11 protein-coding genes are annotated in these 15306 nt (G+C 52.4%); 6 read left to right on the forward strand and 5 right to left on the reverse strand.

Annotation, left to right across the window (positions count from 1 at the left end; all coding sequences use genetic code 11):
• Positions 1-197: 197 nt before the first annotated feature.
• From BST81_RS17675 to BST81_RS17685, 3 genes are all read right to left on the reverse strand, one after another.
• The gene (locus BST81_RS17675) at positions 198-1154 is read right to left on the reverse strand and encodes a fasciclin domain-containing protein (protein ID WP_171974788.1); all 957 of its coding nucleotides are present in this window, start codon (positions 1152-1154) and stop codon (positions 198-200) included.
• 222 nt (positions 1155-1376) lie between these two features.
• Positions 1377-1895, reverse strand: a complete 519-nt coding sequence (ilvN, locus tag BST81_RS17680) for an acetolactate synthase small subunit (protein WP_075599822.1) — start codon at positions 1893-1895, stop codon at positions 1377-1379.
• A 19-nt stretch (positions 1896-1914) separates the two neighbouring features.
• On the reverse strand, positions 1915-2874 hold the full coding sequence (locus tag BST81_RS17685) for an alpha/beta fold hydrolase (protein WP_075599823.1): 960 nt from the start codon (positions 2872-2874) through the stop codon (positions 1915-1917).
• A 127-nt stretch (positions 2875-3001) separates the two neighbouring features.
• Here BST81_RS17685 and BST81_RS17690 point away from each other — a divergent pair, with 127 nt between their 5' ends.
• Positions 3002-3544, forward strand: a complete 543-nt coding sequence (locus BST81_RS17690; protein ID WP_075599824.1) for a hypothetical protein — start codon at positions 3002-3004, stop codon at positions 3542-3544.
• A gap of 22 nt (positions 3545-3566) precedes the next feature.
• Positions 3567-4139 (forward strand): type IV pilin-like G/H family protein, encoded by a 573-nt coding sequence (locus BST81_RS17695; RefSeq protein WP_075599825.1) that lies wholly within the window; start codon positions 3567-3569, stop codon positions 4137-4139.
• A 10-nt stretch (positions 4140-4149) separates the two neighbouring features.
• Here the strand turns inward: BST81_RS17695 and mutS are convergent, their stop codons facing one another.
• Positions 4150-6846 carry a DNA mismatch repair protein MutS gene (gene mutS / locus BST81_RS17700; protein ID WP_075599826.1) on the reverse strand — a complete coding sequence of 899 codons (2697 nt, stop codon included), beginning with the start codon at positions 6844-6846 and terminating at the stop codon, positions 4150-4152.
• A gap of 47 nt (positions 6847-6893) precedes the next feature.
• Positions 6894-8624, reverse strand: coding sequence for a pilus motility taxis protein HmpF (hmpF, locus tag BST81_RS17705; protein WP_075599827.1), 1731 nt, complete (start codon positions 8622-8624; stop codon positions 6894-6896).
• A 1100-nt stretch (positions 8625-9724) separates the two neighbouring features.
• Between hmpF and BST81_RS17710 the strand changes: the two genes are divergently transcribed.
• The 4 genes from BST81_RS17710 (at position 9725) to BST81_RS17725 (ending at position 15150) form a co-directional block, all read left to right on the forward strand.
• Complete coding sequence (locus BST81_RS17710; protein ID WP_075599828.1) at positions 9725-11041, forward strand: response regulator; 1317 nt, start codon at positions 9725-9727, stop codon at positions 11039-11041.
• 116 nt (positions 11042-11157) lie between these two features.
• Positions 11158-11523 (forward strand): response regulator, encoded by a 366-nt coding sequence (locus BST81_RS17715; protein WP_075599829.1) that lies wholly within the window; start codon positions 11158-11160, stop codon positions 11521-11523.
• Between the two features lie 6 nt (positions 11524-11529).
• Positions 11530-12060, forward strand: coding sequence for a chemotaxis protein CheW (locus BST81_RS17720; protein WP_075599830.1), 531 nt, complete (start codon positions 11530-11532; stop codon positions 12058-12060).
• A 228-nt stretch (positions 12061-12288) separates the two neighbouring features.
• Entirely contained in the window at positions 12289-15150 is a 2862-nt protein-coding gene (locus tag BST81_RS17725) for a methyl-accepting chemotaxis protein (protein ID WP_075599831.1), read from the forward strand.
• Positions 15151-15306: the final 156 nt, after the last annotated feature.

Consider the following 15306-nt stretch of genomic DNA (forward strand, 5'->3'; position numbering starts at 1 on the left):
GTATCGCACTCACCGGGATCTATCATATCGATCCCATGCCCCCTTGATGGGGAAATGGAACAGATGCTTGCGGTGGGAATGGTCTCTAATGCTTTTCAATGGACAAACGAAAGCCCCCAACCACCGGGTTGAGGGGTAATTCCTGAAGACAAAAATTTGCCTTACTGGTTCAACGTGAAATCTTGGGAATGGTTATTCTACGGCGTTGAGGGAGTGCTGGGGCTTAAAGGCTGGCTGGGGTTGGGAGACATAGGGGTGCTGCCTGGGTTCGGGATGGCTGGATTAGCACTTGGCTCAGACGATCGGCTCCCACCTTGGGGATTGCTGATATCTGAGGAATCTGGATACTGATTTGCGGGAACACTGCCAGGTAGTTGATTCCCGCTACCTGGGGTAAAGATATTGCCTCTCCCAGGGGTCATATCAGATCCGTTAGGAATCCGATTGCCAGTTCTGGGAGCATTACTGTCCTGGGTCAGGGCGCGATAGCGCTCGAGCGTAGACGGACCTAAGGCTAGGGCATTAATCCGGGATTGCAGTTTGGGGGGAATCATCACCCGATCGATAACCTGGATGACGCCATTACTGGCCTGAATATCTGGTTTGATTACAGAAGCATCATTAACCATGACCGTTGCGGTAGCGGAGGAATCTCCTGGCCGTATGGTCAGCATGGCACCGTTACTAGTCTTCAACTCACCAGTACGAATATCGGTGGCCATGTAAGACCGGGGGACGACGTGGTAAGACAAAAGTTGGAGCAGTAGGTCCCGATTTTCCGGCTGCACCAGGGCCTTGACCACACCTGCAGGGAGTTCAGCAAAGGCCTGATCGGTAGGAGCAAAGACAGTATAGGAGCCATTGCTGTCCAACATGGAGACAAAACCACCCGATTGTCCCTGATCAGCAACCGGTAAAAGGGCGTTCAGTATGGTGAACGAGTTGCTGCGCTTCAGGATCTGGGAAATGGTCTGCGGTTGATCAGAAACCGGCACCATGATTTCAGTCGTGTAATTGCGTTGAACTGGAGCATAGGGGGGCTCCTGGAAAATGGTGGGGTTGGGGTTCAACTGGGCTGAGACAGGTAGCCCCGCCCCCAGAGTTAGGCCAAGAATTCCGGCAAACCCTGTGATTGACTTGAACGAATACTTCATACCTTGCTCCTGCAACTGCATGGGAAGAACAGAAAAGTTTTGCATCACATCGTCAAGCTATCGAAAGTTGAGCGAGTCTTGCCTCCATCAATTGGAAGAAGGTCGGGATGCATGATTCGTCGAACGGCGTAGGCCGAGGGGATGAAAAATTGCCACCAAAAAACGGCCATCCTACTGGAAAGCCGTCTTCAATTCATCCTGGGTTGGGTCTGGTTGATTCCCTTACAGTTTTGCTTCCAGAGACTTCAGATATTCGGTATTGACACCGGACTCGCGAGTCAGAGAAACCTTGCCGGTACGGGCAATTTCCCGAATACCAAACTTGGTTAATACCTGAACGATCGCCACCATTTTGCCGGGATCGCCAACGACTTCCAGGGTCAAAGAATCTTCGGCGACATCCACCACCCGGGCTCGAAAAATTTGCGCCAGTTCCAGCACTTCAGACCGGGTTGCCGTGTTGGCGTTCACCTTCATCAGCATCAGTTCCCGCTCTACGCAGGGCACATTCGTCACGTCCTGGACCTTGAGCACGTTGATCAGTTTGTAGAGCTGCTTGGTGATCTGCTCAATGATGCGATCGTCTCCAGGGACAACCATGGTAATCCGTGAAATCCCCATTTGCTCAGCCGGTCCCACAGCCAGACTTTCGATGTTGAAACCACGGCGGGCAAACAGGCCAGCGATCCGGGTGAGCACCCCGGCCTCATCTTCTACCAGGACGGAAAGGGTGTGTTTCATGGCGATGTCAGCAATTCGGTTAAACTTCAATCTTATCTTGCTCTGGAGAGTCCACCAAGTCTCTGGACCAGGATTTTATCCATTCCAGAATTGCTTGGTTCACAGGCTCTGGACATTCATCATGGGGACAATGGCCACAGTCTTCCAGCTCAATCAGAGTTAAGCGTGGATTGTACTGGATGAATTGTTGGGGCCGGGCCAGGGGATAGGGGACCATCCGATCCTGTTTGCCCCAGATCAGTAAAATGGGGATGGTCAGGGTGGGCAGCAGGAGTCGGGCGCTGAGGCCCGGTTCTGGCAGACTCATTCCTTTGAAGATGGCTGCGAAAGCCCCAACCGCTCCCCGATCTTGAGCAGGACCGACCAGAATCTCCACCAGTTCATCGGTGACAGCCTCTGGATTGGCATAGGCGACACCAGCCCATTGCCGCACAAATCCGGGACGGCGAACGACGTAGAAAGCGGGCATCAGCAGGGCAGCCACAACTTTTTTGGTAAGCATGACCAGAGGACGCAGGGGGGCGGGCACCAGATCGGCCTCCAGATGCGGGTCAGGCAAACTCATCATAACAATACCCTGAACCATCTCTGGATGGGCGGCTGCTGCTGCCATGCAGACCAGAGAACCGATCGAATTCCCCACCAGGACGACGGGTTTTCTAATCAACGTTTGCCAGAAATCATAGATTTGGTCCACCCAGAGGCTGACGTTGTAGGTTGTGATCGGTTTCTCTGTGGCCCCAAAGCCCAGCATATCCAGAGCATAGACCGCATGGGACTGGCCTAATTCCGTAATGTTGTGACGCCAGTGACCGATCGAGGCCCCGAATCCATGCAGCAAAATGAGTGGGGGAGTCTCGATCGGGGTCTGGGGGTCGCGCAGAAAGGTGTAGCGGGTTTGCCAGCCACGCCAGACCCAATCCCGCTGGTTGCCGACCCGTTGTTGCCAGGGTAAACAAGGTTCTGTCTCTATCTTCATAGGGGATTCTGCTCAGCCCGCACCGTTTAACTCTATGATATAGACCGGGATATGACTCAAAAAATAGCCTTAGAGCTCTTCCCTTGGATTATCTTCTAACCTTGTTTCCTGCTCTGGAGGTACGGCAATGAGCACCACAGAACCTGCTAAACCCAGCAGCCGTAGAAGTCGGCCCAGAACGAGTCAGGTAACCCATGGAACTGAGACAGTCGATGTTTCCAGTACTCCTGTTGATCCGGCAGTTGCTGTCCCTGCGGAAACTCCGGTTGAGATTGAGACAGGCCAGCATCCTGATGCGGGTGAACCGATCGAAGTTCCCTATGAACCTGCTCCGCTGCCGTCCCTGCAGATGAAAGAGTCAGAGCCGCCAGTAGAGAAGGCGGGGGGGTTAGTCGCAGCACCACCCGCTCACCTCGCGACGACACCGCTGCCGGGGAATCGCCCGATTACCCCCAGCAAGCTACAATTTCGCTACTCCCGCGATTTGCCCCATCGTCCGGTGGCTATCAGTCCGACCCCAATTCGCCATTCTGAGACCCTACCCGGGAATCGCCCGGTCGGTCCGGGAGCGTTAAAGGAGTTCTATACCGGATCTTTGCCGGGGAATCGCCCGATCGTTCCGACGAACAAAAGTACGGAAACGGAAGAGATGATTGGTTATCTAGACTAATATCTGGATTAAGGTAAATTCCATGAACCAGCCATTTTTCCTGACTGTATTGAAAAGCCAAAAGTTAGCTGCGGCGATCTCCCTGGGGTTAATTGTGGCTGCCTGTAATCAGGCTCAGGAGCCATCCCCGACCTCTTCCGTTCCTACTCCCCTGGCTTCAGAACCATCCTCTGCCTCGCCTGGTGCTACTCCCCCAGCAGTTTCGTCGATGGTTAGCGCTGCCGCTGAACGGGAGGCAACGGTTTACATGGGCAGTATGGCCAGGGCGCAGCAAGCGTTTTATCTGGAACAAGCAAAATTTGCGGCGACGATTAAAGATTTGCTGGTGGGGATTCCTGAAGCTACAGAGAACTACCAGTACCAGATTGTGTCTGCTGCTCCCACCCAGGTCCAGATGACCGCCATCCCGAAAAAGGATGGCCTCAAGAGTTTTCTGGCTGCTGTTTTTATTGTGGGTAAAGGAGCGGAGGGTTTGCCCCAGGCGATTACCTGTGGGACGGATCAGCCTTCCAAAACCCCGCCAGGGATGCCTGCTGCTCCCAAGGCTGCGACTGAGGCCCTCAAGTGTCCAGCAGGGTCTTCGATCGCAAAGTAACGATCTGGGATCAAACACCAAAAATGTCGAGCTGCTCTGCTGGTTCCCCTACGGAATGACCCTGGTGGGTGGGTTTGGTCGATAAGCTGCCCTCCGATCGGCTTCCCTTCCGCAGGCCGACAGCAATTTTGGAATGTTTTTCAATCTGGCCCAGCACCTGTTTCGCCCGCTGAATTACAGCCGGGGGCAGGCCAGCCAGACGCCCCACTTCGATGCCGTAGGAGCGATCGGCCCCACCGGGACGAACCTGGTGCAGGAACACGATCCGATCAGGGAGTTCTTTGACCACCACCTGATAGTTGGCCACATTTGGCAAAATGGAGGCCAGTTCATTGAGCTCATGGTAATGGGTGGCAAAAATCGTGTAGGCTTTGATCTCTGTGGCCAGATGCTCGGCGACGGCCCAGGCGATCGACAACCCATCGAAGGTTGCGGTGCCTCGACCAATCTCGTCCAGGAGGACCAGGGATCGATCAGTGGCATGGTTCAGAATATTCGCCGTTTCATTCATCTCGACCATGAAGGTAGATTGACCCGTGGCCAGGTCATCCACGGCCCCGACGCGGGTAAAAATGCGATCGCAAATCCCCAGAATGGCTGCCTGGGCTGGGATGAAACTACCGATCTGGGCCATGAGCTGAATCAGCCCCACCTGCCGCAGGTAACAACTCTTGCCACTGGCGTTTGGTCCTGTCAGCACGATCAGGTCTGGGGTCAGGGTAGACCCATCGGCCTCGGTTCCCCAGGCTCCAGCTCCTAACTCCACCGAATTGGGGACGAAAAAACCAGCGGGTAAGGACTGTTCCACCACGGGATGCCGCCCTTCCAGAATTTGCACGGTTCGCTCAGGGGTGATGACGGGACGGCAGTAACCCTGGTAAATGGCTAACTCTGCCAGGCCACCCAGGACATCTGCGGCTGCGATCGATCGGGCCACCTGACGAATCTGTTCAGCCTGTTCTCCAGCTTGGGATCTCAACTCGACGAACAGATCGAATTCCATCTGGTGGGCGGCATTCTGGGCATTGAATACCTCCGTTTCCTTCTCTTTCAATGCTGGGGTGATGTAGCGCTCCTCATTCGTCAGGGTCTGTTTGCGAATGTAATCTGCCGGGGCTTTTTCCGACTTTCCCCGTGAAATGCTGATGTAATACCCAAAGGTCTTGTTGTAACTGACCTTTAAGGTTTGAATGCCAGTGCGCTGTTTTTCAGCCTCTTCCAGATCCCGAATCCACTGGATGTCATGGCTGATTTGGCGGCGGAGGCTGTCCAGCTCCAGGTTAACGCCTTCCCGAATCAGCCCGCCTTCAGTCAGGGTCACGGGTGGGCTATCCACTAGATGGCGATGTAATTTTCGACCTAACGCTTCCAGTCGAGGGGGAACCTGTTGCAGAGCTTGGAGGTAGGGGGATTGGGCCGATTCGACGATCTGAGCCAGTTCTGGCAGGCGGCTGAGGGAGTCTGCCAGGGCCACCAGATCGCGGGCACTGGCCGTCCCAGAACCAGTACGTCCGGCCAATCGTTCCAGATCATAAATTTGGCCCAGAAGTTGCTGCAGAGCCTGCCGCAATCCCCCGTGGTCAACCAGTTCCTGAATTGTTTCCTGGCGGGCCTGAATTTCATCAATGTCCAGCAAGGGTTGTAACAGCCAGCGACGGAGAGCCCGCCCCCCCATGGCTGTTGCGGTTCGGTCTAGGGCCCACAGAAGTGAGCCATGAAAGGTGCCATCCCGAACTGTTTGGGTGATTTCCAGGTTGCGCCGGGTCTGGTGGTCGATCGTCAGATAGTCCGTCAGGGTATAGGTGCGTGGGAGTTGAAGGGGGACGGACCGATCCTTCTGGGTGTCTTCCAGGTACTCCAGTAGCCCCCCCGCAGCTCGGATGGCCAGGGGCAAATGTTCGCATCCCAATCCTTCTAGCGATCGGACTCGAAAGGTTTCCAATAAACGCTGGCGAGCTTCTCCCTGGCTGAAGGGCAGTTGAGATCTCAGGGTGTAGCAAAATTGCACGGGGAGACAATCTGGCAGTTGTTCGGATGGTTCACCGGGGCGGAGTAACCCTATTAGGTCGGGCGCATGGGTAGGAAATAAAACTTCTGAAGGTTGTAACCGCATCAGTTCCTGGGTTAATTGTTCCAGGGGACTGGCTTGAGTCGTGAAAAACTCACCCGTGGAGATATCCGCATAGGCTAATCCCCAGTGGGGACCAGCGATCACCAGCGCTGCCAGAAAATTGTTGCGACGGGCAGTCAACATGCCCTCTTCCAGCACTGTGCCGGGGGTGATGACGCGGGTGACTTCCCTGCGGACGAGGCCCTGAGCCAGAGCCGGATCTTCCACCTGATCGCAGATGGCGATCGCATATCCCTTTTCAACGAGCAGGGTGCAGTAGCGTTCCAGGGCATGATGGGGGATGCCAGCCATAAAGGCCCGCCCCAGTTCCTTGCCAGACTCTTTCCCAGTTAAGACCAGTTCCAGCTCTCGGGCGATCGTCACCGCATCCTGAAAAAAGCTTTCAAAGAAATCTCCCACCCGGTAGAGCAGTAGGGCCTGGGGATAGCGGTCTTTCATCTCCACATAATGACGCATCATCGGCGTCAGGAGATCCCGATCGACCAGTCGGTGGTCAGCCATCCGATCTTTATTCTTAACCAGCCGCTCCGGAATGCCCTCCGTTGGATCTGGGGTTGCAGATGAGACATCAGCCATAGAAACAGAGCCTTACCAATCTCTTTCAGACTCTATCGCAACGGAACTCAGGACGCTGCCATTTCAGGGACATTCACTAAACTTTGAACGACCTGCCTAATTTCATTGATCGCCTGGAGCTGATAATCACCGGTTTCCTGGAATTGAGCCAGCATCCCATTAATCCCTTCCAGCCTTTGACGCAAATCAGTGGTATTGTCCTGGGCAGGCTGAAGTAAGTCCTGGTAGACGTTAACCCGACCTCCGATTTCAGCCACACTGCGGAGCTGACCTTTCAGATTCTCCTCCAGATGCTTCAAATGCTGGCGCTGACTGTCTTGATGGCTGCTTTGCTGGGCGATCGTATCCTGGAGTTGCTGAATCATGGTCTGGATTTGGCCGATCTCAGTTTCCAGATGTTGTAACCGTTCTGTTTGTTGCTGGCGCTGGGCTGCTACAACGGCCAGTACTGGTTCTAAATCAATCTGCAGTTCGGGACCGCCCTCAACCGCATAACCCTGGCGTCGTTGTAAGCCAGCTTGATACTGTTTTAATTCGGCTTCGATTTGCTTCAGCAGTTTGATCTGAGGGTCTAGCGTTTCCTTCAGCATCTCATAGCCTTCGCTTGCGTCATTCAGATCAGCCTGCAGACTGAGCCGATCGTATTCACTGGCCTGCTGGATCTGAGTTTTCAGATCTTCCACCTCTTGCTGCTTCGCTTCCAGCTCTTCCATCTGTTCACTGACCAGGGCAGACTTCTTTTCAAAGTCTTGGCGCATTTCTTCCACCTTTGCCTGCAACTGCTCTAGAGGCATATGCTCCAGTTCTTCATTCGTAACCGGCTCACCCGCTAGATGGCGAAGCTGTTGTTGCAAGGTATCCAGTTTCTGACGTTGGGACTCCAGGTGCTGGATTTGCTCTTGTAGAGCGGTGAACAATGTTTGTTGGGCTTTTAACTCGGAGCGGGCGTTTTCCAGACTATCCTGAGCCTGATGCCACTCCTGCCATTGTCGTTGCACTTCCTGAGTTTGTCGATCTAGCTCATCCTGCATCTGTTGGGTTGCAGCTCGATGCTGGCTTAACCGTTGCCAGTGGTCATCCAGAATGGTCTGCTGCCGACTGACCATTTCTAACCCATAGTTGACCTGCTCCCGGACCGACTCTGTCGGTGCCACGACTGAAGCAAGGCGGTTCAACGTATCTTGGATTCGCCGAGCTTGCTCATCATCCAGAGAAGATTTACCCTGCAGTTCAGATTTCAGCTCATCAAACCGGCGCTTCTCCCCTTCCAGATGAGCCCAGGCACCTTCCAGGTCCTGCTTCTGCCGTTCCATTTCTTCTCGCAGTCGAGAGGCTTCCTCCATGCCACTTTCGACTTGCTGACGCTGTTGGTCGAGCCGCTCAAAGTCTGCCTCCATCTGCCGGAGCTCTTCGACGCGAGCTTCCATCTCCATTTCCCGCCGGTTCAGTTCCTGGCTTTGATAGGTCAGGGATTGCTTCCATTGCTCTATCTCTTCCTCTTGAGCCTTAAATTTCTCCTGACCCCGCGAGAAGTTCTGCAGGATGCTGACTAACTGTCGCCCTGCTTCCTGAACTCTTTGCACCTGCTTATTAGCCGTCAAATCCGCCAAGACCAGAGCACCCGCATTAAAGTTAGCAGCTTCCTCAGACGGAACTACTTCTTCCCCGGGCACAGAAGCCCAGTTTTGTTCCGACTTCTGACAAGCCAACAGCTTCAGCTTGGTCTTGCCCTTGCCCACAAATGCAGTCTCTTTTTGTACTTCCGCCAGATACAGCACGCCGATAGTCCCCTTCTGTCTCTATGCCCAATCTCTAACGCAGATCTCTATCTTTAACGGTCCAGCTTGCTATACAAAATCTAGTCTAGGCAAATAATTCTGGCTGGACAATACTACTGTAGCCTCTGTCGCCTCAACTCTCTGTTAAATCTCTGGTAAGTCTCAAGCTCTGTAGTTTTAAGTGTAGTGGTTTAAAAACAACCTGGCCTCGATCCAGCCAACTTTAACTGAAATTCACTCTGCTGATATTAACAATCTACCCTTGATTCTGTAAGCCCTGAGTGCAATATGCGCTGACGGCAATACCATTCGAACGGTTTCGATGATTGCCTTCGATGGATGATTGTCTTCGATGGATGATTGTCTTCGATAATTGACTGTGATACCCTACGTTGACTTGCTTGTGGACTGGCCTTAATTAATTGATTACGGACTAAATCCGATTGCGGACCAAATCTGATTGCGGACTAAATCCGATTGCGGACTAAATCCTAATAAAGTTTCAGCCTTCACTGACCTGCCCTTTTCAAGCTTGCCCTTTCCAACTCTTTCCAAATTGTATACGGAGTTAAAACTTCAGGCGGTGATCCGAACGCTGAAGCTCCAGGAAAATCATTAGGGCAGGTTCTGTAGAGGAGTTGATTCAGAGTCACTCAGGGCTAATCTAAAAAGTATAGATTAGAATAGTTCAGACTGCACAGGTTTGACTATAATTTGGCATTCCTTCTGGGACCAGGTCCTGCACTTATACTCCATGGTTGTTTCAGACATGGTTGTTTCAGAAAATGGTTGTCTCACAAAACTGATCCCGGAGAATGACTATGAAGCTGGAGGGCTGGGTCGCCCTTGCTAAACCCGTCTAAGATAACTCTGTTCGAGTCAAGGATGGCGAACAACCTTGCACGAAAATATCTCACTCAGGGAATGATGAGTGAAAGCCATAGATGAAAGTTGCTTGAGGCAAGCTCAGGAAAGATCTCTAGAAGTAAGGAGAAAGTTAAGGATAACGATTCAAGATTTATGAAACTAAAGATCTCTGAAGCGTAATCCAGGCTTCGCTAAAAGATGAGGCTACTGATGGATGACACTACTTTAACCGCATGCAAGGGAAATTAAGCGAGATTGATATTCGCAGTATCCTGCAACTCATTGAGTTGGGGCAGAGAACAGGGGAGCTATTTGTTGAATCCTATGGCTCACAGGTTAGTAGTGTGGGAGTGGGCTCGAAGGAGGGGCGGAGCTTAGCCAGGGTATCTCGAGACCAATCCTGGTTTGTTTTTTTCTCTAATGGTCAAATTATTTATGCTGCAGAAGCGACAGGTCACCTCTCTCGTCTGAAGGATCATCTGCGTCGCTATAAGCTAGACTCGGCACTGGATGAGATTAGGGCCTCCACGATCGCAGCCACGAATGCACCAGAGTACGGCTACCTGTGGGCCCTTCTAGAAAACCACCTGTTGACGCCAGCTCAGGGACGTACCATTGTCCAGAGTATGGTTCATGAAACTCTGTTTGACCTGCTGACTCTCCACCAGGGCTCCTTTATTTTTGAAATTGGATCGGCACTCGCGCCTCAATTGATGACCCTTGAGATTGCTCCACTGGTGACCCAGGTGATTAAAGAAGTGCAGGAGTGGAAGAAGTTTTATCCCCAGATTCAGTCTCCTGATCAGTGCCCGGTCATCTCTGAGGCAGAACAACTGCGAGATCAACTGCCTGAGAATGTCTTTCTAAACCTCGATCGGTGGATTGACGGGGCTAAATCCATTCGCCAGATTGCCCGCTACCTGAACCGCGATATTTTAATGGTCGCCAGAGCGATTCATCCCTACGTCCAGCAAGGCTTGGTGCAACTCCACTACCCAGGCACAGGGGGGGCTGTGGTAGACGCGACGGGCAAAGAACTGGTGGGGTCTGGCTTGAGCTTTGATCAATGGCAGTCATCCAGGGTGCCTCGAATTGTCTGCATTGATGATGGTGTTGCGATTTGTGAAGCAGTTGAGTCAATTCTCAACCTTCATGGGTACGAGGCGGTAGGGATTGCCGATCCGCTGAAGGCGCTCAGTCTGGTTTTTCAACTCAAACCGGATGTGATTCTCTGTGATATCGCCATGCCAGAACTGGATGGCTACGAAATTTGTGGGATGTTGCGCCGGTCAACTGCGTTTCGACAAATCCCGATCGTCATGCTGACGGGTAAGGATGGATTTATCGATCGGGTGAAAGCCAGGATGGTCGGTGCCACAGACTACTTAACTAAACCCTTTGGGGAGAGCGAACTCCTGATGTTAGTTGAAAAATATGCAGGTTTAGTTGACATTGCCTCTATGAAACCTGCAAATCTATTAGTTGAAACGCCAGAAGATGAGTTAAATATTGATATGACTAAATCAACAGCTTCAACTCCATCAACCTAATCGGTTGCTGATACTTAATAATAGGAGCTAATTGGAAGTCCTTAGGGTTAAGTAATGGTCAGTGGTTTATTCTCCACGGGGGTCCATGAGTTGTTGCATCTAGCAGGTAGGAGTGTATGAGTAAGGTCCTGGTCGTAGAAGACAGCGTTACCCAGCGGGAGATGATTTCCGGTCTCCTGAAGGGGAGCGGTCTGACGGTTGATGTTGCCAGTGACGGTGTGGAAGCACTGGAGCATATTGAGACGAACCGTCCCGACCTGGTAGTTCTGGATATTGTGATGCCTCGGATGAATGGTTACGAAGTATGTCGGCGGATTAAGGCAGATCCTAAGACCCAGAATGTTCCAGTTGTGATGTGTTCCTCGAAGGGTGAAGAGTTTGACCGGTATTGGGGGATGAAGCAGGGGGCAGACGCCTACATTGCCAAACCGTTTCAACCCAATGAACTGGTCGGAACTGTTAAACAATTATTGCGGGGGTAGGAATGAATGGTAGGTAGTCCGGACTTTCTCACAGGTAAAGGCCAGGATCAGGCACCAGAATTTCAGGAGCTGGAAAGTCCCGAAGGTGAGTTGCACCTGAGGTTTTATGTGGCTTCAGGGAATGAATTTGCCCTGCCAGCAACTGGGATTAAGGAGGTTCTGTCTCCCTCTCCCGATCGGATCACGCCCATTCCAAACGTCTCACCCCTGTTGTTGGGGACATTGAACGTACGAGGTCAGGTGATCTGGGTGGCTGATCTGGGCCAGTTTCTGGGGGATTCTAACCCTTTAAACACCGATCGACCCGAGATTCCGGTGATTGCGGTCGAGGATCAGGACATGATGCTGGGATTGGCCGTGGATCGAATCGTCGGCATGGCCTGGTTGGATATCGATGAGGTGGATGCCCCCTCGAATGTTCCTGATAGCATGGCACCATTTTTGCGAGGAGAATGGGTGATTGAAGATAAAAGTGACAAGTATCTCCGACTACTTGACCAAATTGCAATTTTGAGATCGGCCCGATGGGCAGCGTAAATATAAGGCATAAAATTACCCCAAATTAAAAAAGCTGAGGTAAAACCTTTTTGGAAAGCACACTTTAAAAAACAACTGTATTAATTTGCTGCAGACAGGATAGATTGGGAGCAATTCTTTAGAGCCAGTGGTTCCGGTTGGAGAGCTTCAGGCCGATAGATAGATTAAATCAATTTTAAGATTCAGAGAAACTTTAGCGAAGACACGCGCGACGGCAGGAGAAGGCAAATGGCATCCAGTACTGAGTACGCACAAGAGTATCAACAAGCTTTGAAAGCATACTCACAGGGAAATTACGAACAGGCGGCTGAAGTGATTGATCGCCTGTCAGATAGTTTTCCTGATGATCCCAATGTTTGTTTGCTGCGCGGGCATATCTATTGCTATGGGTTACAGCAATATGCGATCGCGCGGGATCAGTATCAACGGGTGCTGACTTTAACAACAGACACTCAGTTTGTTGAGTATGCCAATAATGGTCTGAGTGATATCAGTCAGTTTAGCCCATCCCTGGGAGACGCACCATCCAATTCTACGGAAGATTTTAATCGGGACTATCTGGACCCGATCGGCTCGGATTTGGCCAGTGGACCGGTGAGTCGGGGATATCCTCCGGCTGAGGACAATCCTTTTGATTTGGATAACACGGGTCTGGATGGGGAGGATAGCTTTTCCTCCTATAACTCGACGGGCAGTTTCGCCACCACGGGACAGGGGCTGGATGAGACTTTTGACTCCAGTACTTTTAATGAAGGGGGAGACCCCTTTGCTGCTGATGATCCGTTTGCCTTGGAGGATTACTCCGGTAGCGCTCCAAGTACCAGTTTCACGGGTGGCAATACGGGTGGTTTTTCGAGTCAAGACTTTGCGGTTCCGACCCATTTTGATGATGGATTTCCCCCCCTGGATGCGGGGGAATCAGACCTTCAGTCCTTCGCAACGGACCCGGATAACCTCTTCAGTGATAGTTTCTTCGACGACTCCAATGGTCCCATGACCGGTCCAGGGGCTTCCAGCGCTGGCCCTCCGACCGGGCCATCTGCTACAGGGCGGTATTCTGCACCAAAAACGGGATTCAATAATTTCAATCAACGGGTCACCGAAGAGGAGACCCTGTTTATGAATGCAGACCCGGAGGAGTCCCCTCCCACGCCGATCGGCGATCTGGATTACCCATCCAGTAATCAGCCTACGGGGTCCAACCCCTATTCTCAGGATGACCAAACTTTTGTGTCGTCTAATAATTGGGATGGGTTTAGCCTGTCAGACGCTTCGGATGCGGGTACCTTTGGGAACAGTTCCTTTTCGACGGGGAATGGGCCGCACTCTGGACCCATCACGGGTGGTCAGACCACTGATTTTCTGCAAGAGTTTGATGAATTTGACGATCTGGGTAATTTGCCCGTTGACTTCGATCTGTCGGAGAACTCTGCTGGTTTTACCAGCCCTTCGATGGCCACTGGGTTTGGCAATCGAGACAACACGATGGGCAGTCCTAATGGAGAGGTGAGTTTCAATACGGGTAAAGAACGCTCCTCGAATATCCGGGATGATGAGATGTTCAGTATCTCCGCCACTTCAGAGCAGGTTCCTGTGTTTGCACCACCGGAAACTCGGAGTTCCGAACCTGTAGCGACTGGGGAGCGATCGTCCTTTGCCTTTTTTGAGGATGCTTCCCTGACGGCTAAGCCTCTGTACATGGCGGTGGCAACGGGAGCAATTTCTGCTGTTGCAGTGGCCCTGGCTATTTTTGGGGGGGCTGCCCTATTCAGTAAGGATAAGCCAGATGTGGTCGGTGAGTTGCGTAAAAGTGGCGGGATTGCGACAGTCCTGGCTTTTGTGGCTGGCTTTGGCACCACACTTACCTTGGGGCAGGTCATGACCCGGCAAATTAAGCGCTCCACCGATGATCTGCAGTCTCAATTTAATGCTGTCTGCCAGAATAACCTGGATGCTCGGGCCTCGGTTTTCTCTGAGGATGAGTTTGGGCAACTGGCTACCGGGTTTAATAACATGGCCCGGTTTATTCTGACCACCACCAGTGAAGCCCAGCGGAAAGCGGAAGAGCAGGAGCAGGCTAAGGAAGATCTGCAACGTCAGGTAATTCGCCTGCTGGATGATGTGGAAGGGGCGGCCCGGGGAGATCTGACGGTGCAGGCAGAAGTCACCGCAGACGTGTTGGGCGCTGTGGCGGACTCCTTTAACTTGACCATTCAGAACCTGCGAGACATTGTGCAACAGGTGAAGATCGCCGCTCGACAGGTGGCGAAGGGTGCAACCGATTCGGAAACATTTGCCCGTGGCCTGTCTTCTGATGCTTTGCGGCAGGCAGAAGAACTGGCTGTGACTCTAAATTCGGTGCAGGTGATGACGGACTCGATTCAGCGGGTGGCAGAAAGCGCTCGTCAGGCCGAGGAAGTGGCCCGATCGGCATCGGCAACGGCACTGAAAGGTGGGGAATCGGTGGAAAGTACGGTGGCCGGTATTTTGAAAATTCGGGAAACGGTAGCAGAAACCACGCGCAAGGTGAAGCGTTTGGCGGAATCGTCTCAGGAGATTTCCAAGATTGTGGCCTTGATTTCTCAGATTGCTTCCCGTACGAACCTGTTGGCCTTGAACGCCAGTATTGAGGCAGCCAGGGCAGGAGAAGCAGGACGAGGGTTCGCGATCGTGGCAGATGAGGTGCGTCAGCTGGCAGACCGGGCCGCGAAAGCATCGAAGGAAATTGAACAGATTGTGTTACAGATTCAGAGTGAAACGGGGTCTGTAATGACCGCCATGGAAGAGGGGACTCAGCAGGTGATTGAGGGAACTCGCTTGGCGGAACAAGCCAAGCGATCGCTGGAGGACATTATTCAAGTGTCCAACCGGATTGATGCGCTGGTGCGGTCCATTACAGCGGATACCGTTGAACAAACAGAAACCTCCAGAGCGGTGGCCCACGTTATGCAATCGGTTGAGTTGACGGCCCAGGAAACCTCTCAGGAATCTCAAAGGGTATCTGCAGCACTCCAGAACCTGGTGGGTGTTGCCCGAGATCTGCTGTCCTCCGTGGAACGGTTCCGAGTTGAGACAGGGGAACGCCAGTGATTTCTAGTCAGGTTATGTTGCAGAGGTGTCAGTGCTTTGGATGCTGTTTGTAAACGGATCGGCTACATTGGAACCAGCGAAAGAATCTGCTTAGATCAGGTCATGCCCTGCTTGATTGACCGCAAAGCAAGCTTGGAGGGGGTTTCTGAATTTCTT

It is taken from the genome of Leptolyngbya sp. 'hensonii' (assembly GCF_001939115.1).
Classification (GTDB): Bacteria; Cyanobacteriota; Cyanobacteriia.